We start from the raw sequence: 22,552 nt of genomic DNA, 5'->3' as shown, positions 1-22,552 counted from the left end.
CCCGTTATTTCTGGGACATCGCCAAGAGCTCCATGATGCCCAGAACGGATGGCCCAACCAGAATGATCAGCAATGGTGGCACTGTAAGCATCATTGTGGCCAATGTCATCTTGGTCGGCAGCTTGTTGGCTTTTTCCTCGGCGCGCATGACCCGTTTGTCACGCATCTCGCCTGCATAGACGCGCAGAGCCTCGCCGATGGAGGTGCCGAAAGTCTGCGATTGCACCAGAACGGTGACAAAGCTGGAAATATCCTGCACGCCGCAGCGCTCGGCCATTTCGCCCAGAACCGAGGGCTTGTCGCGCCCGGCCTTGATCTGGAGGGCGACGATCTCGAATTCCTCGGCAAGAGCCGGGTAGGAGGCGCGCATTTCGCTGGCGACGCGGATGATGGATTGGTCCATCGATTGACCAGCCTCAATGCAGACGAGCATCATGTCGAGACTGTCAGGAAAGCCGTCCTGAATTTCCTCTTGGCGTTTCTGCTGGCGTTTCGTGACCCAGTACTTCGGCATCATATAGCCAATGCCCGCGGGCCCAAGGATATAGAGCAGGGTTTCCTGAGTGCTGGTTTCCGTGCCTGCTTTGAACAGAACGTAGTAGATCACCCCAAGGATCAGCAAGCCGACTGCGAGCGCGAATTGCGCAAAGTGGAAATAGCGCACAGCGTCGCGATGCCGGTAGCCGGCCTGCATCAGCTTGAGCCGGACCTGGCTGAGTTGCTTGGCGTCTTGCGGTTCGAGGAAGGTGGCGTAGCGGTCGAGTTTCTTGTTCTGCTTGCCCGCGCGCAGGTTGGTTTTGCCACCGCCAGACGCGGCGGATTGGCGTTGATTGGCCTGCTTGAGTTTTTCGAGCGGGTCCTGCTTTTGCCGCAGCATCATCGGGATGGTGATGAGGATGAGCATGACGCCCAAGCCGCCCACTGCGATCAGAGGGCCGAAAGGCCCGAGCGCGCCAGTCAGGACATCGTTGAGAACCGAGAGAATTTGCATGATCCGTTCCTCAGACCTTGATGTTCACGAGGGCGCGCATGACGATCAGGTTCATCACCAGAAAGACACCGACGACCAGAACGGCGGGGATAAAGAAGGGGTGCTCCATCGCTTCGTCGTAATAGTCGGGCTTGATCAACTGAATGCCGATCAGCGCGAGAATGGGAAAGCCGGAGAGGAATTTGCCGGACCATTTTGCCTCGGCGGTGATGGCCTTGACCCGGCGGAAGAGGCGAAAGCGGGCGCGGATCACCTTGGCCAGACCGGCGAGGATTTCCGCGAGGTTGCCGCCCGATTGCTGCTGGATGGTCACGGCCACGGCGAGAAAGCGCAAATCCTGCATGTCGAGCCGTTCGGCCATTTCCTTGAGCGCCTCGCCCATGTCGCGGCCATAGGCGGCCTCGTCCGCGATGATGCCGAATTCGGTGGCGAGCGGATCGCCGACCTCTGTCGCGACAATGCCGATGGCCGAGGAAAACGGATGGCCGACCCGGAGGGATCGAACCATGAGTTCGATGGCGTCGGGCAATTGTTCCTCGAGTAGCGCCATGCGCTTGGCCGCCTTCATGCTGATCCAGGTAAAGATGCCGCCCACGCCGATCCCGACAGAGGCAATCGCGCGCACCGGGGCGGCGGTATCCGTGCCGACCGAGAGGCCGATAAAGGCCAGAACGCTGAGACCGCCCATCAGCATGATCAACTGCCGGGGGGTAAAGGCGATGGCGGCCTTTTGCGCCTTGTCCGAAAGGATGGAATAGAGCGGCAGTTTACGCGCCTTGAGGTGCTGCTGCATTTCCTTGCGCAGCTTTTCCATCACCTCTTCGCGGTTGCCCGATTTGTCGAGCATTTCGAGCCGCCGGTTGACCCGGTTATTGAGGCTGATCGAGCGCCCGAACACGGTGAGATAAATCCCCTCGACCAGAACGAGCACGCCGACGAAGATCAACGCATAAATGATAGGTTCGGCACTGAGGGTCATCTGCGTTACTCCGCTGCGATGGGTTCGTAGATATGGGCGGGCAGATCATAGCCCCAGAGACGGAAGCGTTCGGAATAGTGCGAGCGGACCCCGGTGGCGGTGAAATGGCCGATGATCTTGTTGTCGGGGGTCAGGCCCACGCGCTGAAAGCGGAAGATCTCCTGCATCGAGATGACATCGCCCTCCATGCCGGTGATCTCGGTGATCGAGGTCATGCGGCGCGAGCCGTCCTGAAGGCGGCTGGCCTGCACGATGAGATTGACAGCGCTGGAGATCTGGCTGCGCACGGCCTTGAGCGGCATTTCAATGCCGGCCATGGCGACCATGTTCTCGAGGCGCGAGATGCCATCGCGCGGGTTGTTGGCGTGGATCGTGGTCATCGAGCCGTCATGGCCGGTGTTCATGGCCTGAAGCATGTCGATCACCTCTTCACCCCGCGTTTCGCCGACGATGATGCGGTCGGGGCGCATCCGCAGCGCGTTCTTGAGACAGTCGCGGGGAGACACCTCGCCCTTGCCTTCGACGTTGGGCGGGCGGCTTTCCATCCGGCCCACGTGGATCTGTTGCAGTTGCAATTCGGCAGTGTCCTCGATGGTGAGGATCCGCTCAGCATTGTCGATGAAGGAGGAAAGTGCGTTGAGCGTGGTGGTTTTGCCCGAGCCGGTGCCCCCCGAGACGATGACGTTGAGGCGGGTGGCGACGGCGGCCTGAAGATAGGCGGCCATTTCCTCGGAAAAGGCCCCGAATTTCACCAGATCGTCGATGCCCAGCTTGTCCTTCTTGAATTTCCGGATGGAAACCAGGCTGCCATCCACCGCGACGGGGGGCACCATGGCATTGAAGCGCGAGCCATCGGCAAGGCGGGCGTCGACATAGGGGTTGGATTCGTCCACGCGCCGACCCACCGCCGACACGATCTTGTCGATGATACGCAGGAGATGCTTTTCATCCTTGAAGGTGACGTCGCTGAGTTCGAGCTTGCCCGCGCGTTCGATAAAGATCTGGTGCGGGCCATTGACGAGAATATCGTTGACCGTGTCATCCTTGAGCAGGGTTTCAAGCGGACCGAGGCCCTTGACCTCGTCATAGAGTTCCTGGGTGAGTTGCGTACGGTCCTCGCGGTTGAGGACGATGCCTTTTTCTTCGAGAATCTCGCCGGCAATAGAGCTGATTTCGGCCCGCAGGTCGGATTCGGTGGCCGTATCGAGCGCGGCCAGATTGAGGTGATCGAGCATTGCGCGGTGCAATTCGATCTTGATCTCGCTGATCCGCTCTTTGCGCTTGCGTTCCTTGTCCATGCCCACAGGCACTGCCGCAACCTGTTGCGCGGGTTTGCGGAAGGAGGGGAGGGCGGCGGCCTCGACCGGGGCGGTTCGAGGGAGAGGCATAGGCGCTGCGGAGGCTTTTGGAGCGGTCCGGTCGTTGGCGGATTTCTTGTAACGAGAGAACATCTGGTCCTACCTCTGGTTAGGCGGCTTCGGCGTCGCTCTTGCCAAGAGCATGCAAGGAGCTGGCCAATTTGGCGATTTCGCGGCGCAGCGGATTCTTGGCGGAACTGGAGGCCAGCGGCAGGCCATGATCCGAGCTCTGGCAGACCGCCCGCCCGCCATCCGGCAAGAGAAGTTCGATGCGGATTTCCAAGCTCTCGGCCATGCGTTTAACGCGGCTCTTGCCGTTCAGGTCGGTGAATTTCGGCGACCGGTTAAGGCAATAGCGTAGTTTGTCCACTGGCAGATCCTCGGACTGCATGGCCCGTTTGAGCCGCAGCGCATTCTGGGCCGAGCGCATGTCAAGCTCGAGCGTGGCAAAATATATCTGGGAGGCGTGCAGCACCGCTTCGGTCCATTGGACCAACGAGCCGGGCATGTCGATCACGACGTAGTCGAAATGTTTGCGCGCAAGGCCGAGCAACTTGTTCACATCCTCGGAAGAAATCATGTCGAGTGGGAGCACATCGGCGGGGGCGGTCAGCACCCAGAGTTTGTCCTCGAAGGCGACAAGGGCCTGGCGGAATATGTCATCATCGAGCACCTCGGTATCGGACCACATCTCGAACACGACATCGCGGCGCGGCAAGTCGAGATAGGTCGCGACCGAGCCGAATTGCAGTCCGAAATCCAGCAGGCAGACGCGCGGCGGGCTGGCCTTGTCAACATTGGCCAGCTCCCACGCGAGGTTGACTGCGAGGGTGGTGGCTCCGGTGCCACCCGCGAGGCTTTGCACAGCAAGAATCACCCCGTCCCCAGCAGTCGGATTGGCAAGGGCAGGATGGGTATTTGCAGCAGCCGGGGCGGCATGCGCGGGCGGGGGCGCATGGCGCAGGCGGTCGATTGCGGCCTGAAGCTCGCCCTCGGGCAGGGGGTAGGGGACGAATTCATCGGCACCCTGACGCAGCAATTGGTGCAGGGCGGCTGGGCTGACATCCTCGGCGATGAGAATAACCTTGATGCCTTTCTTGTTGGCCAGTGAGATGATTTCGCCCAGCATGACAAGATCGTCTTCGTCGGCTTCGTCGATGGCAACTGCCACGAATTCCAAGGAGTTGGCCTCGGGCTGGTTGAAAAAGGCCAGCGCTTCGGCGAAGCCCAGATCGCCCCAGGATTCGCCCAGGGCGGCTTCCATATCCTCGATCAGCAGGTCAAAGTTCTGCACGTCGCGACTGATGGTACAGGCGACGATCGGGATGGGATCAGGCTGTTTCGCTACACTACTCGTCATTCTCTCGGTCCTGTTCTTGCCGTCGCCCCGGCGGTGATTGCCAATACGCGGGCTGGACATGGAAATATGGCCATCCAACCCGGCACCGCATGCGACGGAAACCTTTGGCTATGGTGCAAGATGCGCGGGAATATTGGCGACATTTGGGCCAAAAGATCGTAATTGTGCGGTCTTGAGAGACAAAAACCCGCCCAAGTGGGGGCGGGTTCGAGGTGGTCCGGACAGAGCCGAACAGGGAGAAACTGGTGTCGGCGCGTTATCCGCCGGAGTCTTCGGAGCCGGAAGACGATTCGACCATGAGCAAGGTCGAGCGCGGCGCAGCGCTGTTGATATATTCGCGGTAGACGACCTCGGCGTATTTGCCATCCATGATGATCGGATGGGACTGCACGAAGCCCGACACTTCGGTCACGGTGCGCCGGTTGCGGCGCTCGCGGCCTTGGGTCACGATCAGCGGTTGGGTTTCGCCAAAGGAGGCGACCGCCTCAAGCCGCGAGCGGCTTATGCCCTGGCTGGTGAGGAAAGCGACCACGGCCTGAGCACGGCGCATGCCGAGGGTCTTGTTATAACTGTCGGAGCCAACCGCATCGGTGTGGCCATAGACGCGAAAGCGCACTTCGGGGAATTGACGTATCCATCGGGCCTGTTCGCGCAATGTGTCGCGAGCACCTGCATCCAGCTCGGCCGAGTTGAAGGCGAAGTTGACGGTGCTCATCACCTCGCTGGCAAAGCGATTGGCGAGGTCGAAGGTATAGCTGCGCTCGCCGGTCATCACGAGGTGGTTGTTCATCACCGCCTCGCCGAAATGGCCGTTGTCCACATGCGCGCCAGCCTCACCGAAATAGGAGCGGTAGACGGCGTCCTGCGAGGTGCAGGCGGTGGCGGCTATCAGGCCGACGATTGCGAAAGCGTGTTTCATGGCCCGTTTCCCCCGCTCAATCCATCACATAGCCATAGGAGCCGGTGAAATCCTGCTTGGCCACTTCGCCCACGGCCCCCTTGTCACTGACGCCTCTTGCAACACGGCCATTAAGGAAAAGATCCTTTTCCGAGGGCAGTTTGACACGATCCGTGGGCAGGGCCAGCGCCTCACCACGGGAGGGCGACACGAGATGTGCCGAGATGATAATCACCAGTTCGGTTTGCGAACGCTGGTAATCGGCGCTGCGGAAGAGGGCACCCAGAACCGGCACATCGCCCAGCCATGGCACCTGACCGGCATTGTCGCGGAAATCATCCTGAAGCAGGCCCGCAATCGCGAAACTCTCGCCATCGCGTAGGGCCACGGTGGTCGAGGTGTCGCGGCGGCGGAAGGCGGGGATTGAAAACCCGTTTGAAACCAAGGCATTGGCCGTGTCGATCGAGGAGACGGCCGCAGCCATTTCAAGGTTGATGATGCCATCGTCGACGACGCGCGGCACGAAGTTCAGTTCGACCCCGAAAGGTTTGAATTCGATGGAGGTGGTATTGTTGTCCTGCGCCACGGGCACGGGAAATTCGCCACCCGCGAGGAACTTGGCCTCTTGGCCTGAAAGCGCGGTCAGGTTCGGCTCTGCCAGGGTGCGCACGACGCCCTTGGTTTCGAGCGCTTCGAGCAGGATGCCCACCTCGACCGAGCCCACGTCAAAGCCGAAGGCGAAGGCCGCGTTGTTTTCATTTGCGCCAGGAATGGCCCCGGCCAATGTGCCCAGAACGCCGCCTTGGGTGTTGGTGGTGTTGGTGCCGCCGATAATGCCCACTTTGTTGGCCCCGCGCGCGTCAATAGAGAGCGAGGACGAGAGCGCCTTGGACACGCTGCGCTGCATTTCGGCGAAGCGGACCTTGAGCATGACTTGCTGCTTGCCAGAGACCGACATCAGGTTTGACACGCGTTCGGGCGCATAGCGTTCGGCAAGATCAAGGGCGCGCTGCATGCGCGAGGTGCTGGACACGGTGCCGGAAATGACGATCCCGTCGTTGGCGCTGCGCACTTCGATGGGTTCGCCCGGCAGGATCTGTTTCAGCCGTTCCTTGAACTCTTCGATATCGGTGCTGACATGCACGTCGATATTCGTGATAAGTTGGCCCACGCCGTCAAAGAGGCTGAGCGTGGTGCGCCCCGGTGTCTTGCCCAGCACATAGATCGTGCGATCCGACAGGGTGGAGAAATCGGCAATCGCCGGGTTGGCGATGCTGAGTTCCGCGAAGGGCTGGTCGCTCTCGACTACCACGGCGCGGTTCATGGCAACGCTGAGGGCGCTCGAGGTGCCATTGCGCACCACGCGGATGTTTTCCGCCTGTGCAGGTTGCGGCGCATGCCCCGCAACAAGCGCAACCCCCAATAGGGCCGCGCAAATATGTCTACGCAATTTCATGTGACCTGCCTTTCCGATCACGCCTCATTTTTCGGGTCTTAGCGCCCGCATTTCGGTTACTCTGGGGCAGTTCGGGATTTTTTTCAAGAATCAATGCATTTTTGCGCATTTTTCTTGAGAGTGTGACCAAATTCCAGAATATGCAAAAGGCACCCGTGACCGGGTGCCCTTTCAGAATGTGGTGCAGCAGGTCAGTTGGTGCAGGGGATCGGGGTTTCGATCACCTCTGCCCCGCGCCGGGTGCGGATGGTGCAGGTCTCGGGCAGAGGGGCCTGTTCGACCACGGCCTCGGCGGTGATGCCAAGCAGCCTGTGTTGATCCACTTCGATCACCTCGGCCACCGTATCGTCAAGCGCGCCCACAAGCGACAGCGACAGACGCCCGGTCGATTGTGCCTGAGCAAGGGCCGCCACCTGTTGCGGTTTGACCGCGACCGTCACCGTGCGGGCGATGACCGTCTCGGAGGTATCCATGTCGGCCACCTGATCCACGGCGATGAGTTTGACCCCGTTTTCAATCAGTTTGGTGACTTCGCCAATGGAATTGCCTTCGGTGCGCATATTGCCCTCACCGACGTTGCCGGTCCAATAAATGTCGATGGTATCACCGGGCCGAAGAAAGCCCGAAACGCCGCTGGTCACATCGACCTTGATGGCAAAGGCACGCATGCCGCGTTCGAGTTGCGATGTGATGCCCACTTCGGCCCCCGGTTCCGTGACCTTGACAGCCAAAATGGGCTCGTTCATCTCCATCCGGCGCAGCGCGCGGCGCGCGACGACCTCACCCTTGGGAAACAGCTCTTCTTTCGATTTGAACACGCCTTCGGGCAGGGATGTTTTGGGGAAGGCGGTGAGGCGCACCGCGTCTTTGTCAATCGCTTCGCCATATTGCAAGGCGCGGGTTGCAACATAGATGTCAACGGTTTCGATGGCGGGCGCGCGTTGCTGACGCTCTGCCGCCAACTGGCGCTGATATCCGTCGATGTAATTCTTGGCCATGTAGACGGCAAATCCCGCGAGCCCGAGGCCCACGATCAGCACCAATCCGAAAACTGCTCGCATGGGGTTTCCCTTTCTTCGCAAGAGGAGGTCCGACAGGGGACCGGTGATCAAACCTCGTGATATCGCGCCATTGTGTCAAAATCAGGGACAAGCGGCGGCGATATAGCGCCTTTCAGCCCCGCGAGATGTGGCCGTGACACGAAAGAAAATGGCCACGGATAGGAGCTATCCGTGGCCATTTCTATGTGATTGCCCGGTTCAGGCCCGGGCCGTCAGGCGCTTATTGGCCGAGGGTGCCGAGGTCGACAACCGCCGAGGTGCCCACTTCGGTGCCGATGGTGGTGGCGAGGTTTTCAATGCCGGTGCTCACGGTGGACACGCCGGCGATGCCGAGGCCAACGACTGCTGCGGTCAGCACGACCCAGTCAACCGTCACTGCGCCGTCTTCGTCTTTCGAGAAGTTCTTGATGAATTTGATCATGGTTTGGTCCCTCCAAAGGATCAGTTGCTTGTGTTGTTACACCCGCTTCGGTTTAGGACCCCCAGTTTTTTATGGTCCGTTGCCGTCGTGGTGTGATGCCATATAGCGGGTCAAATCGGGCGGGAATTTGGCGTGACTGGATCGTTTTTGGAGTGGCCTGAAAAAAGCATTCGAAAAATCTTAAGATACTGAAAGATAACAAAAGAAACTCTGAATAAATGTCTGAAAAGGGCTTTGACGCGGTAAATGTGGCGCAAATGTGGGGGGTTCGCGATGTTATGTTGAACAATGCTGGCGTGGAGTCCGGATTTTTGCGATACTGGCGACAATCAATCAGAGGCAGAGCAGCGCTCGCTATGAAATTTTTAAGCCTTTTGGTTTCTGCTGCGATTCTCGCAGGGGCAAGTTCGGTTGCGGCGCAGGCCCCGCGGCCGTTCAAAGAATTCACGTTCAAGCGGGAAAAGGCCCCGGCACCGGGTATGCGGCGTGGCCCTCTGGTGCAGATCGAGCCCGCAGCGCCAGAGCCGCCGCGCGCAGCGCTGCCGGAAAAGGGACCAGATGGCCCGGTCACGCCGCGCGAGGCCGCCTATGGCTGGTTCTGGGAAAGGGTTCCTGCCGATATTGGCACGGATGGTGCTCTGCGCCTGCGCGCGGCGATGGAACATCTGGCCAAGCCGCCCGCAGGCAAGGGGGTGAGCGCGCCGCGCCTGCAATCGGTGCAAGAGATTGCCCGCGCCGAAGGCAGCCATATCCTGAGCCAGACCATTGGCACGCAGATTTCGCCCGCTCTAGTCTTGGCGGTGATCGCGGTGGAATCCTCGGGGCGCACAGCGGCGGTCAGTTCTGCCGGGGCGCAGGGGCTGATGCAGCTCATGCCGGATACCGCGCGCCGGTTCGGTGTGACCGATAGCCTGTCACCAGCCGAGAATATCCGGGGCGGGGTGGCCTATCTCGATTGGCTGATGAAGGAGTTCAAGGGCGACGTGCTGCTGGCCTTGGCGGGTTACAACGCAGGCGAGAATGCGGTCAAACAGCATGGCGGCGTGCCGCCCTATACCGAGACCCGCGATTACATTCCCAAGGTGCTGGCCGCCTATGAGGTGGCGCGTGGCCTGTGCAAGACGCAGCCAGAGCTGATCACGGACGCCTGCGCGCTCAATCTCGCGATGAAATAAGGGCCGGACCCTTGCGGTGTCCGGCCCCTGGATTTCCGGTCTTGCAGATCAGTTGACGATGGTCGCCTCAGTCGCGGCGCGCAGTTCCGCGTCGGTTACGCCTTCTGCCAGTTCAACAATCTTGAGCCCGCCCTCGACCACGTCGAGGACGCCAAGGTTCGAGATGATCCGGTTGACCACGCCCGTGCCGGTGAGCGGCAGGGTGCAGGATTTCAGCACTTTGGATTCACCATGCTTGTTGGTGTGATCCATGACAACGACCACGCGACCCACGCCCGCGACCAGATCCATGGCCCCACCCATGCCCTTGACCAGCTTGCCGGGGATCATCCAGTTGGCGAGATCGCCATTCTCGGCCACTTCCATCGCGCCAAGGATCGCCATGGCGATCTTGCCGCCCCGGATCATACCAAATGAGGTGGCACTGTCGAAATAAGAGGTGTCAGGCAGTTCGGTGATGGTCTGCTTGCCCGCGTTGATGAGGTCAGGGTCCTCGCTGCCGGCGATGGGAAAGGGCCCCATGCCGAGCATGCCATTTTCCGATTGCAGCGTGACATGCACGCCCTCCGGGATGAAATTGGGCACCAGTGTCGGGATGCCGATCCCGAGGTTCACATAGGTCCCGTCCTGAAGTTCGAGCGCCGCGCGTGCGGCCATCTGATTGCGATCCCAAGCCATTATGCAGCCCTCACGGTGCGTTGTTCGATGCGTTTTTCATGGGTGCCCTGCACAAGGCGATGCACGTAGATTCCCGGCAGATGGATGCAGTCGGGGTCGAGTTCGCCAGGCTGGACGATTTCCTCGACCTCCATCACGCAGATCTTGCCGCACATGGCGGCGGGCGGGTTGAAGTTGCGCGCGGTCTTGCGGAAAATTGCGTTGCCGGTGGTGTCGGCCTTCCATGCCTTGACGATGGACAGATCGGCAAAGATGCCGCGTTCGAGAATATAGGTCTCGCCGTTGAACTCTTTGTGTTCCTTGCCCTCGGCCACCTGGGTGCCCACGCCGGTTTTGGTGTAGAAGCCGGGGATGCCGCAGCCGCCTGCGCGCATCCGCTCGGCCAGCGTGCCCTGGGGGTTGAATTCCAGCTCAAGCTCGCCCGAGAGATACTGGCGCATGAATTCGGCGTTTTCGCCCACGTAAGAGGACATCATTTTGCGCACCTGCCGCGTTTGCAGCAGGATGCCGATGCCGAAATCATCGACGCCCGCATTGTTGGACGCGAAAGTCAGATCCTTGACGCCCGAGTCGCGGATCGCGGCCAAGAGCAATTCGGGGATGCCGCAGAGGCCAAAGCCGCCCGCCGCAATCAGCATGTCGTCGCGCAAAAGCCCGTCCAGCGCTTCGGCGGCCGAGCCGTAAACCTTGTTCATGTGGAACCTCCTCCAGACAGTGGGTTGCCCCTCCTATGCGGCGCAAGCCGGGCGCGAGTCAACGCGCGCCGCCGGTCATCGCAACGGAATAAGGATTTCTACGTAGCGCTTTACGTAGGGCGCACCGGCGCGCCGGGTTATTTCCCGGCGGCGGCGCGTTTGGCCGGGGCCTTTTTCGCGGCAGGCTTCTTGGTTGTGGTGGCCTTGGCAGCGGGTTTCTTGGCGGCGGTTTTGCGTGCCTTGCCGGGCTTGGTGGCCTTGGCGGCAATCGCTTCAACGGCCATCTCCATGGTCACGTCTTCGGGTTCGGTGCCCTTGGGCAGGGTCGCGTTGACCTTGTCCCATTTGATATAGGGGCCATAGCGCCCTTCGAGGATCTGGATGGGGCCGCCATGCTCGGGATGTTCGCCCAGATCCCGCAGCGCCTTGGCGGCGGCACGGCCGCGCCCGCCGGGATTGGCGCGCTTGGCCGCCAGAAGTTCGACGGCGCGATTCATGCCGATCTCGAACACATCATTCGGGTCTTTGAGATTGGCGTAGACGGGTTTGGCCTCGTCCGGCAATTGGTGCATGAGATAGGGGCCGAAGCGCCCGAAATTGGCCGAGATCATGCCGCCTTCGGGGTGCTGTCCGATCTCGCGCGGCAGGCTGAGCAGGGTCAGCGCCTTGTCCAGCGTCATCGCCTCGGCCGTCCAACCTTTGGGTAGGCTGGCGCGGTCGGGCTTCTTGTTCTCTTCCGTCGCTTCGCCGCGCTGGACATAGGGGCCAAAGCGGCCGGAGCGCAGCGAAATCTCGTTGCCCGCGTCATCCGCGCCCAGAATACGATCGCCATTTTCCCCGGCATCGCCACCAATGGGCCTGGTATAACGGCATTCGGGGTAATTGCCGCAGCCGACAAACCCGCCCGAACGGGAAGTTTTGAGATGCAATTGACCGGTGCCGCAGAGCGGGCATTGGCGCGGGTCGCTGCCATCCTCGCGCGGGGGATAGAGCGTGGGCGCGAGGGCCGCGTCGAGCACGTCGAGCACTTCGGTGATGCGCAGTTCCGAGGTTTCGGCAATGGCGGCAGAGAAATCGCGCCAGAAACGGGCGAGGATTTCCTTGTAATCCGCCTCGCCTGCACTGACGCGATCCAGATCCTCTTCGAGATTGGCGGTGAACTCGTAGCCCACGTATTTGCGGAAGAAATTGATCAGAAAGACCGTGACGATCCGGCCCTTGTCCTCTGGGAAGAGGCGGTTCTGTTCCTTGCGCACATATTCGCGGTCCTGGATCGTGGTCAGGACACTGGCATAGGTCGAGGGGCGGCCAATGCCCAGTTCTTCCATCTTCTTGACCAGCGTCGCCTCGGTATAGCGGGGCGGGGGCTGGGTGAAATGGCGCAGTGCGAGGATGGCTTCGTTGGGCGAGAGCACCGCGGCGGTTGTCTCGGCCCCGTCGCTGGCGCGGGCGAATTCGGCGCGGAGCGTGGATTTGGCAAAGTCGGCGGGCTCGCCTTGCATGATCTGGGGCAGGCGGCCATCGTCGTCGTCGCCGCTGATCACATCATCGCGGCCCTCTTCATAAACTTTGAGAAAGCCCTCGAACAGCATCACCTGACCGGTGGCGCGCAGGCCGACCTGACCATCAGAGCTGCCGATCTCGACGGTGGTGCGCTCCATCCGGGCGGCCTCCATCTGGCAGGCGAGGGTGCGCTTCCAGATGAGATCGTAGAGTTTGCGCTGATCCGCATCAGAGGTTTTGATGTGGCCTGCGTCGCGCGTCATGTCTGTGGGACGGATACATTCATGCGCTTCTTGGGCGTTCTTGGCCTTATTCTTGTACATGCGGGGCGATTTCGGCAGATATTCCGGGCCGAAGCGGTCCTTGATCGCATCGCGGGCGGCCATCACAGCCTCGGGGGCCATGTCGATCCCGTCGGTGCGCATATAGGTGATATATCCCGCCTCATAGAGCCGTTGCGCGGCGGACATGCACTGCTTGGCACCCATGCCAAATTTGCGGCTGGCCTCTTGTTGCAGGGTCGAGGTCATGAAGGGGGCGGAGGGGTTGCGGCTGGCCGGTTTCGCCTCGACCGAGGTGACGGTGAGGGACCGCGACGTCATGGCTTGCACCGCCATTTCGGCCTGAGTGGCGTTCTCCAAATCGAATTTGTCGAGCTTCTTGCCGGCGAGCGAGACAAGCCGCGCCTCATATTCTTGGCCGCGTGGCGTGGTCAGCAGCGCCTTGACGGACCAGTATTCGCGGGCGGTGAACGCCTCGATCTCCATCTCGCGCTCGACGATGAGGCGCAGGCAGACCGATTGCACACGCCCCGCAGAACGCGCGCCGGGCAGTTTGCGCCAGAGCACCGGCGAGAGGTTGAAGCCCACGAGATAATCCAGCGCACGGCGGGCGAGATAGGCCTCGACCAAGGGCGCATCGACCTGCCGGGGATTCTTCATCGCCTCGGTTACGGCGGATTTGGTGATGGCGTTGAACACCACGCGGCTGACGGGCGTATCCTTGTTGATCGCCTTGCGTTTGCGCAGGGTTTCTTCGAGGTGCCAGCTGATTGCCTCGCCTTCGCGGTCGGGGTCGGTGGCGAGGATAAGGGCGTTGTCATCCTTGAGCGCGTCGGCAATGGCCTTGACATGCTTGCGGCTGTCGGGACCGACTTCCCAAGTCATGTCAAAACCGTTTTCGGTATCGACCGAGCCATCTTTGGCGGGCAAATCGCGTACATGGCCATAGCTTGCCAAAACCGTGTAACCGTCGCCCAGATACTTGTTGATCGTCTTGGCTTTGGCGGGCGATTCGACAACGACAACGGGCATGGGCACTCCTTCCGACTCTGGTCGAGGCTTATGGCGGGGCACCATGTGGGCTGGCAAGGGGAATTGTCAATCTGGCCGCAAGGGCTGCAGGAGCGCGACCTTATGACCCTCTGTGGTGTAGTGGCTACCGTGCGAGGGCCAGAAGACCGCCCGGATGCCGCGTGATGCGCCCGTCGAGTTCCAGATCCAAGAGGGCGGGGGCGACCCGGTGGGCCGGCGTGGCCAGATCGCGGATAAGCTGATCCTCGGCCAGAGGAGACGGCCCGAGACGGTTGAGTATCTGAGCATGCAGGCTGGCGATGTCGCGGAGTGTGGGCGTGGGCGCCAGCGGCAGATCGGGCTGAGGAGCGGTTTTCGTGATCGGGACCTGTGGCAGCGCGTCGATCACATCCTCGGCGTTGCGGATGAGAGTGGCCCCGTCGCGGATCAGCATATTGCAGCCGCTGGCGCGGGCATCGATCGGGTGGCCGGGGACGGCCATCACTTCGCGCCCCTGATCGAGCGCGGTGCGGGCGGTGATGAGCGATCCGGATTTCGCGGCAGCCTCGACCACGACCACAGCCTGTGCGAGTCCACTGACCAGCCGATTGCGGCTGGGAAAATGGCGTGCCTGCGGAATGAGGCCGATCGGTTGTTCCGAGAGGCGCAGGCCGGTGGCGAGAATGTCGCCCGCGAGTTTGGTGTTTTCGGCTGGATAGATGACATCGGCGCCGCCCGCCATGACCGCGATGGTTCCCGCCTCGAGACTGCCGAGATGGGCGGCGGTGTCGATGCCGCGCGCGAGGCCCGAGACAATGAGATAGCCGCGCGCCGAGAGGTCGGCAGCGAGCGACCGGGCCATGCGGGTGCCGAGCGACGAGGCGTTGCGCGCGCCCACGAGGGCGATCATGGGCCGGTCGAGCACGGCCATATCGCCCATCACCCAGAGGACGGGCGGGGCGTCGGGAAGATCGCGTAAGGCCTTGGGATAGTTGGCATCTGCGTGCGTGAGCAGGGTCGCGCCCGCCGTTTTTCCGGCGCGCAATTCGGCCTCGGCGACGCCTGCAGGGCAAGGGGTGTAGTCGGTGACACCGGCGGCGCGGGCAACCTCGGGCAGGGCGTTGAGCGCCGCCTGGGCGGTGCCGTGTTCGCTGAGGAGCCGATGAAAGGTGGCCGGTCCGACCCGGCGAGAGCGCAAGAGGCGAAGCCACGACACCCGGTCATCTTCCGTGGTGGGTGGGAGTGGGGGGTGAGTGGAAGGATGAGTCGTCCTGGGCATCCGTGACCTCGCCTGCTTGCAAGACCATGGATAGCGCACGGGTGGTTAATGGGTGGTAAACCGAAATCGGGTGAGTCGCGGGTTTTTCGGGGGCTTCTTCTAAGTCTTTGGAATGTGGCGTTAATTATTTTTCGCTGCGGAATTGGGGGCTGTCTGTATTGCGTCGGTATCCTGTCGGAATCGCGTTGGTGGCGGATGCAGGGGGTGCTGCCGGGGGCCGGGTGTGAACCGGGCGCGCGGGGCTGGCACGGGATGGCAAGGGGTGCGCGGGGCGGCCCCGGGCGGGATCTGAGTATTTTTGGCAAGATGAAGCCGGGCGGGTGTGCTCGGGTTGGGTGGGGGGATGTGAGTATTTTTGGAAAGGTGAAAGGGGGGCTTGGGTGGCCCGGTTGTTGGGTTGACCTGCGGTTCATCCTACGGGATGCGATGTGGGCACCCAACCCCAAACACGACGTTGGCATCGTCGTCATTTTGGTGAACGCTATCTGTTCATACGCCAAAATACAGGCTGCTTCCTGCGATAAGCACGGATATACTCGCGATCACTATCGCAGCGATAGTGAGGCGTTCCATTTTTTGCTGAGCGCGGATGCTCTCTCGCGTGCTTAAAGTAGATGCGAACTCCTGAAACAGCTGCCGTGCGGAGCGTCCTTCAGCGTGAACACCATCGGCGATCCGGTTTGTGAAACTACACAGCGTGCTTGGAAGTTCTACTGTCTCACTACGACTCAAATTCCTAGAGATGAATTTTGTGCAATCCCATTCGAAATGACGTTCATCGAGCCCGGACAATTCTTCGGCAATAGCAGGGTCGCCAATCGAGTCGCGATAAAACGCCTCCAATCGGTCAAGGGTGTTGATTAAGGATAAACGGTTCTTAGACGCCTGGCCGATGCCTTCCCGTGTTTCGCGGATGCGTCGTCCTATCTCTCTCAAGTAACTCGATGCTGCAAGATAGATAGCTATTCCGCCCACATCTTCATAAACGATTTTGTTATAAGCACCCAATCCACGCCCGTTAGTGAATCTGAAATCGTCGTCGGAAAGGCTGCTTGTTTTCAAGGTAACGATGGAATGATACTTCTTGTGATTACGCTGCTCTTCGAGAATAAGCCCGAAACCCTCATGCTTTGGATGCAACCATCCATCAAACCATAGATTTATACCAAGCAGATTAGGCCATTCTGTGTCTTCGTCCTTTTTTTCCGCAGGGTCTTTCAGCGCGTCATGATTTTTCATCGTAATCAGTTCACCTGTAGGAAGCTCATCGACAAGTGGGCCGCCGGAAAACAGTCCCGGAAGATGATGAGCAAACCAGCTTGAGGCCATGCGCGCCCGTTCGAGCCGCGCCTTCTCAATTATCTCTCTCTTCTGGTTGAGTACCCCCGGAACTGAATACCCCTTACCGCCCTTAAATCGCCTGTAGATTGTTTTGCGGTCTGTATTGAGGATGCTCTCGTATATCTTCGATGAATCTTCATTGAGCACAAAGTGAACATGGATCGCAGTTAAAGACGGTGTAATCTGATTGACTGACACCAAGAGGTATTCACAGGCGTCAGGCATGGGCGCGAAATAGTCCCGCCCCGCTCCTTTGTCTTTTTGCCTATAAACAACGCCGAGATTTCGTTGCCCTGTGTGGCCATATCGCCGCATTCGCCGCAACCACTCGAGAACATCGGTTTCAGGCATATCAAAGCGGCATCCGGCCCAGCCTAGCTTTGCAAGATTCTCATAAAGGACCGAAATTTCCTTTGGTCCATATAGCTCAACGCCCCAAACACTGGCTTGCCGTAGTTCGTCATCTAACGGCACCTTGGAGAGACGGTTTTCTTTAGCGTCACGATCCCTACGAAATACCCTGTTTTCATGGACGTAGGGAAAAAGGTTAGGGAACCTAAGGTGAAGCCGCCACTGTAACTTTCGAAAGGCTTCTAGAGCATTCTCTAAGAGTTGGTCGCGCAAACCCTTCACTACAAATTCCTGACCTTCAGTAATTGGGCTGCACGAAATATAGCGCTTCGGTATAGAACGATACAGGGCTAAGTTGACAAAAGGCGCATGGCAAAGCGCTAGCAATTCGTGAGTGACGGTTAACGATCGTTGCTATTCTAATTCGCCAAACGCTCCATAATTTACAAACTCCGCTCCCGCGCCTTGCGGGCATTTGAGCGAACAGCATTATCGCGCACTCCCCCCTACGCCGCAGCCCCCCCCACCGTCAGTCCGCCGATCAGCACCGTGGGTTGGCCGACGCCCACCGGCACCCATTGTCCTTGTTTGCCGCAATTGCCCATGCCGGGATCGAGGGCCATGTCGTTGCCCAGGCCGCGGATCTGCTGAAGCGCGGTGGCGCCGTCGCCGATCAGGGTGGCGCCTTTGACGGGTGCGCCGATCTGGCCGTTCTTCACGCGGTAGGCCTCGGTGCAGGAAAAGACGAATTTGCCGTTGGTGATGTCGACCTGACCGCCGCCGAAGCCCACGGCATAGATGCCGTCCTTCAACTCGGCTACCAGATCGCCGGGTGTGGCGGAGCCACCCATCATATAGGTGTTGGTCATGCGCGGCATGGGGGCGTGGGCATAGCTCTCGCGGCGTCCATTGCCCGTCGGGGCCACGCCCATCAGGCGGGCGTTCTGGCGGTCCTGCATATAGCCCACGAGGACGCCATCCTCGATCAGGACATTGCGGGCGGAGGGCGTGCCTTCGTCGTCAATGGTGATGCTGCCGCGCCGGTCGGGGATGGTGCCGTCGTCGAGCACGGTAACACCGGGGGACGCGATCCGTTGGCCCATGAGGCCGGCAAAAGCGGACGAGCCCTTGCGGTTGAAATCGCCCTCAAGCCCGTGACCTATCGCCTCGTGCAAGAGGATGCCGGGCCAGCCGGGGCCAAGCACCACATCCATGGTGCCCGCGGGGGCCGGTTCGGCATCGAGGTTGACGAGCGCTATGCGCAGCGCCTCGCGGGTCTTGGCCTGCCAGTCGGCGGGATCAAGCAGGCCATCCAGCCCAACACGCCCGCCGCCCCCGGCGCTGCCGCTCTCGCGGCGGCCCTCCTGCTCGACGATGATCGAGACATTGACGCGGGTCATCGGGCGGACGTCCTGCAGCTCCTGTCCGTCGGGGCGCAGGATCACGACCTCTTGGCATGAGGCCGCAATCGAGGCTGTGACCTGTACGACGCGGGCATCAAGGCCGCGCGCGAAAGCGTCCATCTCGCGCAGTGTGTCAAGCTTGACCGGAAAGGATGCCCCGGCGATGGGATCGGCATCGGTATAGAGGCGACGATTGGTCGGGGTTGGCCCCGCTGCCAATGTGCCGCCGCCTGCACCCACGGCAAGACGCGCGGTCTCGACCGCGCGTTTCAGCGCGGCCTCGGTCACTTCGGAGGAATGGGCATAGCCTGTGACTTCGCCTCGCACGGCGCGCAGGCCAAACCCCTCGGAGGCGTCATAGGACGCGGTCTTGACCCGGCCATCGTCGAACATGAGCCCCTCGGCGCGGCGGCGTTCGAGAAACAGCTCGCCATCGTCGGCCCCATGGGTCGCCGCACGCAGGCGGGCGAGGGCGGTATCGCGGTCAAGCAGGGTCTCGAATGGGCGAAAGGCGGTGTCGTTCATGGGGATTCTTTCTCTGCCGTGCGGTCCGTGGGGGCGATAATTTGATTTAAATCAAAAAAGCGTCCGTTTGCCGCAATGGTCTTTCTTGTCGTTTCAGGCAGAATATGGTTTTAGACAGCACCGAGACAATGGGATTCCGCCCGGCGGCGGGATGACCTTCGCAAAAAGACATGAACCGCTTTAACCGATCAGGGTGTAAAATGCGACTAACTTCCAGCCTTATGGCGGCTCTGACCGCCTTTCTCGCCCTTCCTGCCATGGCTCAAGACGGGCTTGAGATCGTGGGTAAGCCCGTAGAGGGCAAGATGGGCTTTCAGCCGGCGGCGACCGAGCTTGCGCGCGACCTGCAATGGCTGGACGGGATGATCAACGTGATCATTATCGCGATCGTGCTTTTTGTGACGGCGCTGCTGGTGGTGGTGATGATCCGCTATAACCGCAAATCCAACGCAAAACCGGCGAGTTTTACACATAATTCACCGCTGGAAATTGCGTGGACGATCATCCCGATTGTGATTCTCGTCTTTATTGGTGCTTTCTCTTTGCCGGTGCTGTTCAAGCAGCAAGAAATCCCCGATGGCGAAATCAACATCAAAGTGACGGGCTATCAGTGGTATTGGGGGTATGAATATACCGACCACGATTTCGCCTTTGACAGCTACATGATCGGGGCGCCGGCAACGGGTGGCGACAACCGCATGACGCCCGAGGTCGAGGCGCAGTTGATTGAGGCCGGTTACAGCAAGGATGAGTTCCTGTTGGCCACCGACACTTCGGTCGTGGTTCCCGTGGGCAAGACCGTGGTCATGACTGTAACCGGGGCGGATGTGATCCATAGCTGGACGATCCCCGCCTTTGGCGTGAAGCAGGATGCGGTGCCCGGGCGTCTGGCGCAGCTGTGGTTCAAGGCCGAGAAGGAAGGTATCTATTTCGGACAGTGTTCCGAGCTTTGCGGTCAGGCGCACGCCTATATGCCTATCACCGTCAAGGTCGTGAGCGAGGCCGAGTATGAGACATGGCTGGATGGCGCGATCGAGGAATACGCGGGCACGCCGCGTTCCGTGACCGTGGCGCAAGCCGACTGAAAAGACCGGGGCGCGCGCCGCAAGGTTGAGCCCCACGCCTACCGCTGAGGGCCGCGCACCTTGCGCGTTCCGGCAGGAGAACAAAATGAGCGATGCGAGCCTGAACACAGCCAGCCCCGTGAGCCGCGCCCAAGAGGGTGAGGCAGGCTTTGGCGATTTCTTTGCCCTGCTCAAGCCGCGGGTGATGACGCTTGTCGTGTTCACGGCGCTGGTGGGTCTCTTGGCAGCACCGGTTGGCGTGCATCCGGTCATTGGCTTTGCCGCGATCCTGTTCATCGCCGTGGGCGGGGGCGCCGCAGGCGCGCTCAACATGTGGTGGGAATCCGACATCGACGCGCTGATGAAGCGTACGCAGAAGCGGCCGATTCCGGCGGGCAAGGTCACACGGGACGAGGCCTTCGCCTTTGGCATCACGCTGGCGGTGATGTCGGTTGTCATGCTGTGGCTGGCCACGAACGCGCTGGCGGCGGGTATCCTGGCGTTTACGATCTTCTTCTACGTCGTGATATACACGATCGGCCTGAAACGCTGGACGCCGCAGAATATCGTCATTGGCGGGGCGGCGGGCGCGTTCCCTCCGATGATCGGCTGGGCGGCGGCGACGGGCACGGTGAGCCTCGAGTCGGTTTTGATGTTCGCCCTGATCTTCATGTGGACACCGCCGCATTTCTGGGCCCTCGCCCTCTTCATGCGCGGCGATTACGACACGGCAGGCGTGCCGATGCTGACCGTGACGCATGGGCGGCGCGCCACGCGGGTGCACATTCTGGTCTACACCGTGCTCTTGGCGGCGCTGGCGATTGGCGCTGCGTTCACAGGTATTGGCGGGCCGGTTTATCTGGCTGTTGCGGTGGTCTTTAACGCGCTCTTCCTGCGCGATGCGATTGCGATCTGGCGGCGCGACGAGGATCAGGCCGAAGCGGACAATTACCGGGTCGAGAAACGGGCGTTCAAGCTGTCGCTCTGGTATCTCTTTGCACATTTCACGGCCATTCTGGCGGAGGCCGCGCTGGGCGGTCTTGGCCTTGGGGGATGGGCATGAGCTTTCGCGAGGAGCATGAGCTGCACAAGCGCCGGTTTGGCCGCAATCTGGGTCTTGGCCTCGTGCTGGCGGGGTTCGTGGCCTTGGTGTTCGGCATGACAATTGCCAAGGTTTCGGATGATGGATTTGCTGTTCCCAAGATCGAACAGGGGGAGAAGTGATGGCGATGGACCCGAAGCTCAAGACCGTGACCCAGACTGTTGGCGTGGTGGTGCTGATGGGCGGGCTCGCCTGGGCCTCGGTGCCGTTTTATGACTGGTTCTGCCGTGTCACCGGCTTTGGCGGGGCGACCGGCGTTTCCGAGGTAGCGAGCGAGGATGTGCTGGAGCAAACCGTCAAGGTGCGGTTCGACGCCAGCAAGGAGCGCGGAATGCCGTGGGAGTTCAAGCCGATGGAGCGCCAGATGGAGCTACGCATCGGCGAGACGGGGCTGGCGTTTTATGAGGCCTATAACCCAACCGACCGTGTCGTGGCGGGATCGGCCAGCTATAATGTGACACCTTACGAAGCGGGTGGCTTTTTCACCAAGATCGACTGTTTCTGTTTCGAACAACAGGTGCTACAGCCGGGCGAGCGGGTGCAGATGCCCGTGACCTTTTATGTTGACCCGGAAATCGTGACCGACCGTGACGCGAAATACGTGCATACGATCACGCTGTCCTATACGTTCCACGAAATTGACCTGCCCGAAGAGCAAGCTGCGCTTGAGCAGGGCACATCACAAGATAAAAACCTGAACTGAGCCTTCGACGAGGGATAATACAAAGATGGCACACGAGAAAAACCACGATTACCACATTCTGCCCCCCTCCATCTGGCCGTTGCTTGGCTCTTTGGCGGGGTTCGTCATGCTCTTCGGGGCGGTTCTGTTCTTTCACGATCATGGGCCGTGGATGCTGCTCGCGGGCGTCGTCGGCGTGCTCTATGTCATGTTCGGCTGGTGGGCCGATGTGGTGAACGAGGGCCAGACCGGCGATCACACCCCGGTCGTGCGGATTGGTCTGCGCTATGGCTTCATCATGTTCATCATGTCGGAAGTGATGTTCTTTGCCGCGTGGTTCTGGAGCTTTTTCAAGCACGCCATGTACCCGATGGGCGAAAACTCTCCGATGGTCGATGGCGTCTGGCCGCCTGCCGGGATCGAGACCTTTGATCCCTGGCACCTGCCGCTGATCAACACGCTGATCCTTTTGTGCTCGGGCTGTGCCGCCACTTGGGCGCATCATGCGCTGGTGCATGAGAACAACCGTCAGGACATGAAGCGAGGGCTGATTATCGCGATTGCCTTGGGCGCGATCTTTACCGTGTTCCAGGCCTATGAATACAGCCATGCGGCGTTTGGCTTCTCCGGCAATATCTACGGCGCCAACTTCTTCATGGCGACCGGGTTCCACGGCGCGCATGTGGTGATCGGCACGATCTTCCTCTTCGTTTGCCTCATTCGCGTGCAAAAAGGGCATTTCACGCCTCAGCAGCACGTAGGCTTTGAAGCCGCGGCTTGGTATTGGCACTTTGTCGATGTGGTGTGGCTGTTCCTCTTTGCTGCAGTCTACATCTGGGGTGCGTGACGATCTTCTGAAGGAGATCGGTGCCTGCGGCGCGGATATTTGAAGCAAGAAGAAGATGCGGGGTTTTCTTTCCCCGCATTTTCCTTTTGAG

General features: G+C 60.5%; 20 protein-coding genes. 6 read left to right on the top strand and 14 right to left on the bottom strand.

Translation table 11 applies throughout. The features are described 5' to 3' along the window. Nucleotides 1-4 precede the first annotated feature (4 nt). From AACZ65_RS00590 to AACZ65_RS00555, 8 genes are all read right to left on the bottom strand, one after another. Nucleotides 5-991, bottom strand: a complete 987-nt coding sequence (locus tag AACZ65_RS00590; protein WP_037272215.1) for a type II secretion system F family protein — start codon at nt 989-991, stop codon at nt 5-7. A gap of 10 nt (nt 992-1,001) precedes the next feature. Continuing rightward, entirely contained in the window at nt 1,002-1,970 is a 969-nt protein-coding gene (locus AACZ65_RS00585) for a type II secretion system F family protein (protein WP_037272218.1), read from the bottom strand. A gap of 5 nt (nt 1,971-1,975) precedes the next feature. Further along, nucleotides 1,976-3,421: a CpaF family protein gene (locus AACZ65_RS00580; RefSeq protein WP_037272221.1), complete on the bottom strand. Its 1,446-nt coding sequence runs from the start codon at nt 3,419-3,421 to the stop codon at nt 1,976-1,978. A 16-nt stretch (nt 3,422-3,437) separates the two neighbouring features. Beyond that, complete coding sequence (locus AACZ65_RS00575) at nt 3,438-4,688, bottom strand: AAA family ATPase (protein WP_339667434.1); 1,251 nt, start codon at nt 4,686-4,688, stop codon at nt 3,438-3,440. A 256-nt stretch (nt 4,689-4,944) separates the two neighbouring features. After that, entirely contained in the window at nt 4,945-5,607 is a 663-nt protein-coding gene (locus AACZ65_RS00570; protein WP_339667433.1) for an OmpA family protein, read from the bottom strand. 16 nt (nt 5,608-5,623) lie between these two features. Continuing rightward, nucleotides 5,624-7,042: a type II and III secretion system protein family protein gene (locus AACZ65_RS00565; RefSeq protein ID WP_037272227.1), complete on the bottom strand. Its 1,419-nt coding sequence runs from the start codon at nt 7,040-7,042 to the stop codon at nt 5,624-5,626. A gap of 191 nt (nt 7,043-7,233) precedes the next feature. Then, on the bottom strand, nt 7,234-8,103 hold the full coding sequence (cpaB, locus tag AACZ65_RS00560) for a Flp pilus assembly protein CpaB (protein ID WP_339667432.1): 870 nt from the start codon (nt 8,101-8,103) through the stop codon (nt 7,234-7,236). A 220-nt stretch (nt 8,104-8,323) separates the two neighbouring features. Then, complete coding sequence (locus tag AACZ65_RS00555) at nt 8,324-8,524, bottom strand: hypothetical protein (RefSeq protein ID WP_339667431.1); 201 nt, start codon at nt 8,522-8,524, stop codon at nt 8,324-8,326. 356 nt (nt 8,525-8,880) lie between these two features. On the opposite strand from AACZ65_RS00555, the gene AACZ65_RS00550 reads away from it, so the two are divergent. Then, the gene (locus tag AACZ65_RS00550; protein WP_339667430.1) at nt 8,881-9,699 is read left to right on the top strand and encodes a lytic transglycosylase domain-containing protein; all 819 of its coding nucleotides are present in this window, start codon (nt 8,881-8,883) and stop codon (nt 9,697-9,699) included. Between the two features lie 48 nt (nt 9,700-9,747). Here the strand turns inward: AACZ65_RS00550 and AACZ65_RS00545 are convergent, their stop codons facing one another. The 6 genes from AACZ65_RS00545 to tldD all read right to left on the bottom strand — a co-directional run bounded on the left by AACZ65_RS00545 (nt 9,748) and on the right by tldD (nt 18,766). After that, nucleotides 9,748-10,377 carry a 3-oxoacid CoA-transferase subunit B gene (locus AACZ65_RS00545; RefSeq protein WP_339667429.1) on the bottom strand — a complete coding sequence of 210 codons (630 nt, stop codon included), beginning with the start codon at nt 10,375-10,377 and terminating at the stop codon, nt 9,748-9,750. Then, entirely contained in the window at nt 10,377-11,072 is a 696-nt protein-coding gene (locus tag AACZ65_RS00540) for a CoA transferase subunit A (protein WP_339667428.1), read from the bottom strand. The genes AACZ65_RS00545 and AACZ65_RS00540 overlap by 1 nt, the downstream gene beginning before the upstream one ends. 137 nt (nt 11,073-11,209) lie before the next feature. Continuing rightward, nucleotides 11,210-13,888 carry a type I DNA topoisomerase gene (gene topA, locus AACZ65_RS00535; RefSeq protein WP_339667427.1) on the bottom strand — a complete coding sequence of 893 codons (2,679 nt, stop codon included), beginning with the start codon at nt 13,886-13,888 and terminating at the stop codon, nt 11,210-11,212. 124 nt (nt 13,889-14,012) lie between these two features. Further along, the gene (dprA, locus tag AACZ65_RS00530) at nt 14,013-15,146 is read right to left on the bottom strand and encodes a DNA-processing protein DprA (RefSeq protein ID WP_339667426.1); all 1,134 of its coding nucleotides are present in this window, start codon (nt 15,144-15,146) and stop codon (nt 14,013-14,015) included. Nucleotides 15,147-15,635: 489 nt separating this feature from the next. Continuing rightward, complete coding sequence (locus AACZ65_RS00525; protein ID WP_339667425.1) at nt 15,636-16,838, bottom strand: hypothetical protein; 1,203 nt, start codon at nt 16,836-16,838, stop codon at nt 15,636-15,638. A gap of 506 nt (nt 16,839-17,344) precedes the next feature. Continuing rightward, nucleotides 17,345-18,766 carry a metalloprotease TldD gene (gene tldD / locus AACZ65_RS00520; RefSeq protein WP_339667424.1) on the bottom strand — a complete coding sequence of 474 codons (1,422 nt, stop codon included), beginning with the start codon at nt 18,764-18,766 and terminating at the stop codon, nt 17,345-17,347. A 200-nt stretch (nt 18,767-18,966) separates the two neighbouring features. On the opposite strand from tldD, the gene coxB reads away from it, so the two are divergent. The 5 genes from coxB to AACZ65_RS00495 all read left to right on the top strand — a co-directional run bounded on the left by coxB (nt 18,967) and on the right by AACZ65_RS00495 (nt 22,461). Continuing rightward, entirely contained in the window at nt 18,967-19,851 is an 885-nt protein-coding gene (coxB, locus tag AACZ65_RS00515) for a cytochrome c oxidase subunit II (protein ID WP_037272252.1), read from the top strand. An 85-nt stretch (nt 19,852-19,936) separates the two neighbouring features. After that, the gene (gene cyoE / locus AACZ65_RS00510) at nt 19,937-20,893 is read left to right on the top strand and encodes a heme o synthase (protein WP_339667423.1); all 957 of its coding nucleotides are present in this window, start codon (nt 19,937-19,939) and stop codon (nt 20,891-20,893) included. Next, nucleotides 20,890-21,054, top strand: a complete 165-nt coding sequence (locus tag AACZ65_RS00505) for a hypothetical protein (protein WP_296630072.1) — start codon at nt 20,890-20,892, stop codon at nt 21,052-21,054. The genes cyoE and AACZ65_RS00505 overlap by 4 nt, the downstream gene beginning before the upstream one ends. Beyond that, nucleotides 21,054-21,635: a cytochrome c oxidase assembly protein gene (locus AACZ65_RS00500; RefSeq protein WP_339667422.1), complete on the top strand. Its 582-nt coding sequence runs from the start codon at nt 21,054-21,056 to the stop codon at nt 21,633-21,635. Before AACZ65_RS00505 ends, AACZ65_RS00500 begins: the two co-directional genes overlap by 1 nt. 25 nt (nt 21,636-21,660) lie before the next feature. Next, a complete protein-coding gene (locus AACZ65_RS00495; RefSeq protein ID WP_339667421.1) occupies nt 21,661-22,461 on the top strand; it encodes a cytochrome c oxidase subunit 3 in 801 nt (266 codons plus the stop codon). The last annotated feature ends 91 nt before the right edge of the window (nt 22,462-22,552 follow it).

Origin of the sequence: uncultured Roseovarius sp. (assembly GCF_963972555.1) — a bacterium.
Lineage (GTDB): Bacteria > Pseudomonadota > Alphaproteobacteria > Rhodobacterales > Rhodobacteraceae > Roseovarius > Roseovarius mucosus.
The sequence above is the reverse complement of the archived record's forward strand: the minus strand, read 5'-3'. Positions and strand labels throughout refer to the sequence as shown.

Bases quoted from the DNA above. Each gene is read 5' to 3' on its own strand.
- AACZ65_RS00590 (WP_037272215.1), bottom strand. From the start codon at position 991: ATGCAAATTCTCTCGGTTCTCAACGATGTCCTGACTGGCGCGCTCGGG.
- AACZ65_RS00585 (WP_037272218.1), bottom strand. From the start codon at position 1,970: ATGACCCTCAGTGCCGAACCTATCATTTATGCGTTGATCTTCGTCGGC.
- AACZ65_RS00580 (WP_037272221.1), bottom strand. From the start codon at position 3,421: ATGTTCTCTCGTTACAAGAAATCCGCCAACGACCGGACCGCTCCAAAA.
- AACZ65_RS00575 (WP_339667434.1), bottom strand. From the start codon at position 4,688: ATGACGAGTAGTGTAGCGAAACAGCCTGATCCCATCCCGATCGTCGCC.
- AACZ65_RS00570 (WP_339667433.1), bottom strand. From the start codon at position 5,607: ATGAAACACGCTTTCGCAATCGTCGGCCTGATAGCCGCCACCGCCTGC.
- AACZ65_RS00565 (WP_037272227.1), bottom strand. From the start codon at position 7,042: ATGAAATTGCGTAGACATATTTGCGCGGCCCTATTGGGGGTTGCGCTT.
- cpaB (WP_339667432.1), bottom strand. From the start codon at position 8,103: ATGCGAGCAGTTTTCGGATTGGTGCTGATCGTGGGCCTCGGGCTCGCG.
- AACZ65_RS00555 (WP_339667431.1), bottom strand. From the start codon at position 8,524: ATGATCAAATTCATCAAGAACTTCTCGAAAGACGAAGACGGCGCAGTG.
- AACZ65_RS00550 (WP_339667430.1), top strand. From the start codon at position 8,881: ATGAAATTTTTAAGCCTTTTGGTTTCTGCTGCGATTCTCGCAGGGGCA.
- AACZ65_RS00545 (WP_339667429.1), bottom strand. From the start codon at position 10,377: ATGGCTTGGGATCGCAATCAGATGGCCGCACGCGCGGCGCTCGAACTT.
- AACZ65_RS00540 (WP_339667428.1), bottom strand. From the start codon at position 11,072: ATGAACAAGGTTTACGGCTCGGCCGCCGAAGCGCTGGACGGGCTTTTG.
- topA (WP_339667427.1), bottom strand. From the start codon at position 13,888: ATGCCCGTTGTCGTTGTCGAATCGCCCGCCAAAGCCAAGACGATCAAC.
- dprA (WP_339667426.1), bottom strand. From the start codon at position 15,146: ATGCCCAGGACGACTCATCCTTCCACTCACCCCCCACTCCCACCCACC.
- AACZ65_RS00525 (WP_339667425.1), bottom strand. From the start codon at position 16,838: ATGCCTGAAACCGATGTTCTCGAGTGGTTGCGGCGAATGCGGCGATAT.
- tldD (WP_339667424.1), bottom strand. From the start codon at position 18,766: ATGAACGACACCGCCTTTCGCCCATTCGAGACCCTGCTTGACCGCGAT.
- coxB (WP_037272252.1), top strand. From the start codon at position 18,967: ATGCGACTAACTTCCAGCCTTATGGCGGCTCTGACCGCCTTTCTCGCC.
- cyoE (WP_339667423.1), top strand. From the start codon at position 19,937: ATGAGCGATGCGAGCCTGAACACAGCCAGCCCCGTGAGCCGCGCCCAA.
- AACZ65_RS00505 (WP_296630072.1), top strand. From the start codon at position 20,890: ATGAGCTTTCGCGAGGAGCATGAGCTGCACAAGCGCCGGTTTGGCCGC.
- AACZ65_RS00500 (WP_339667422.1), top strand. From the start codon at position 21,054: ATGGCGATGGACCCGAAGCTCAAGACCGTGACCCAGACTGTTGGCGTG.
- AACZ65_RS00495 (WP_339667421.1), top strand. From the start codon at position 21,661: ATGGCACACGAGAAAAACCACGATTACCACATTCTGCCCCCCTCCATC.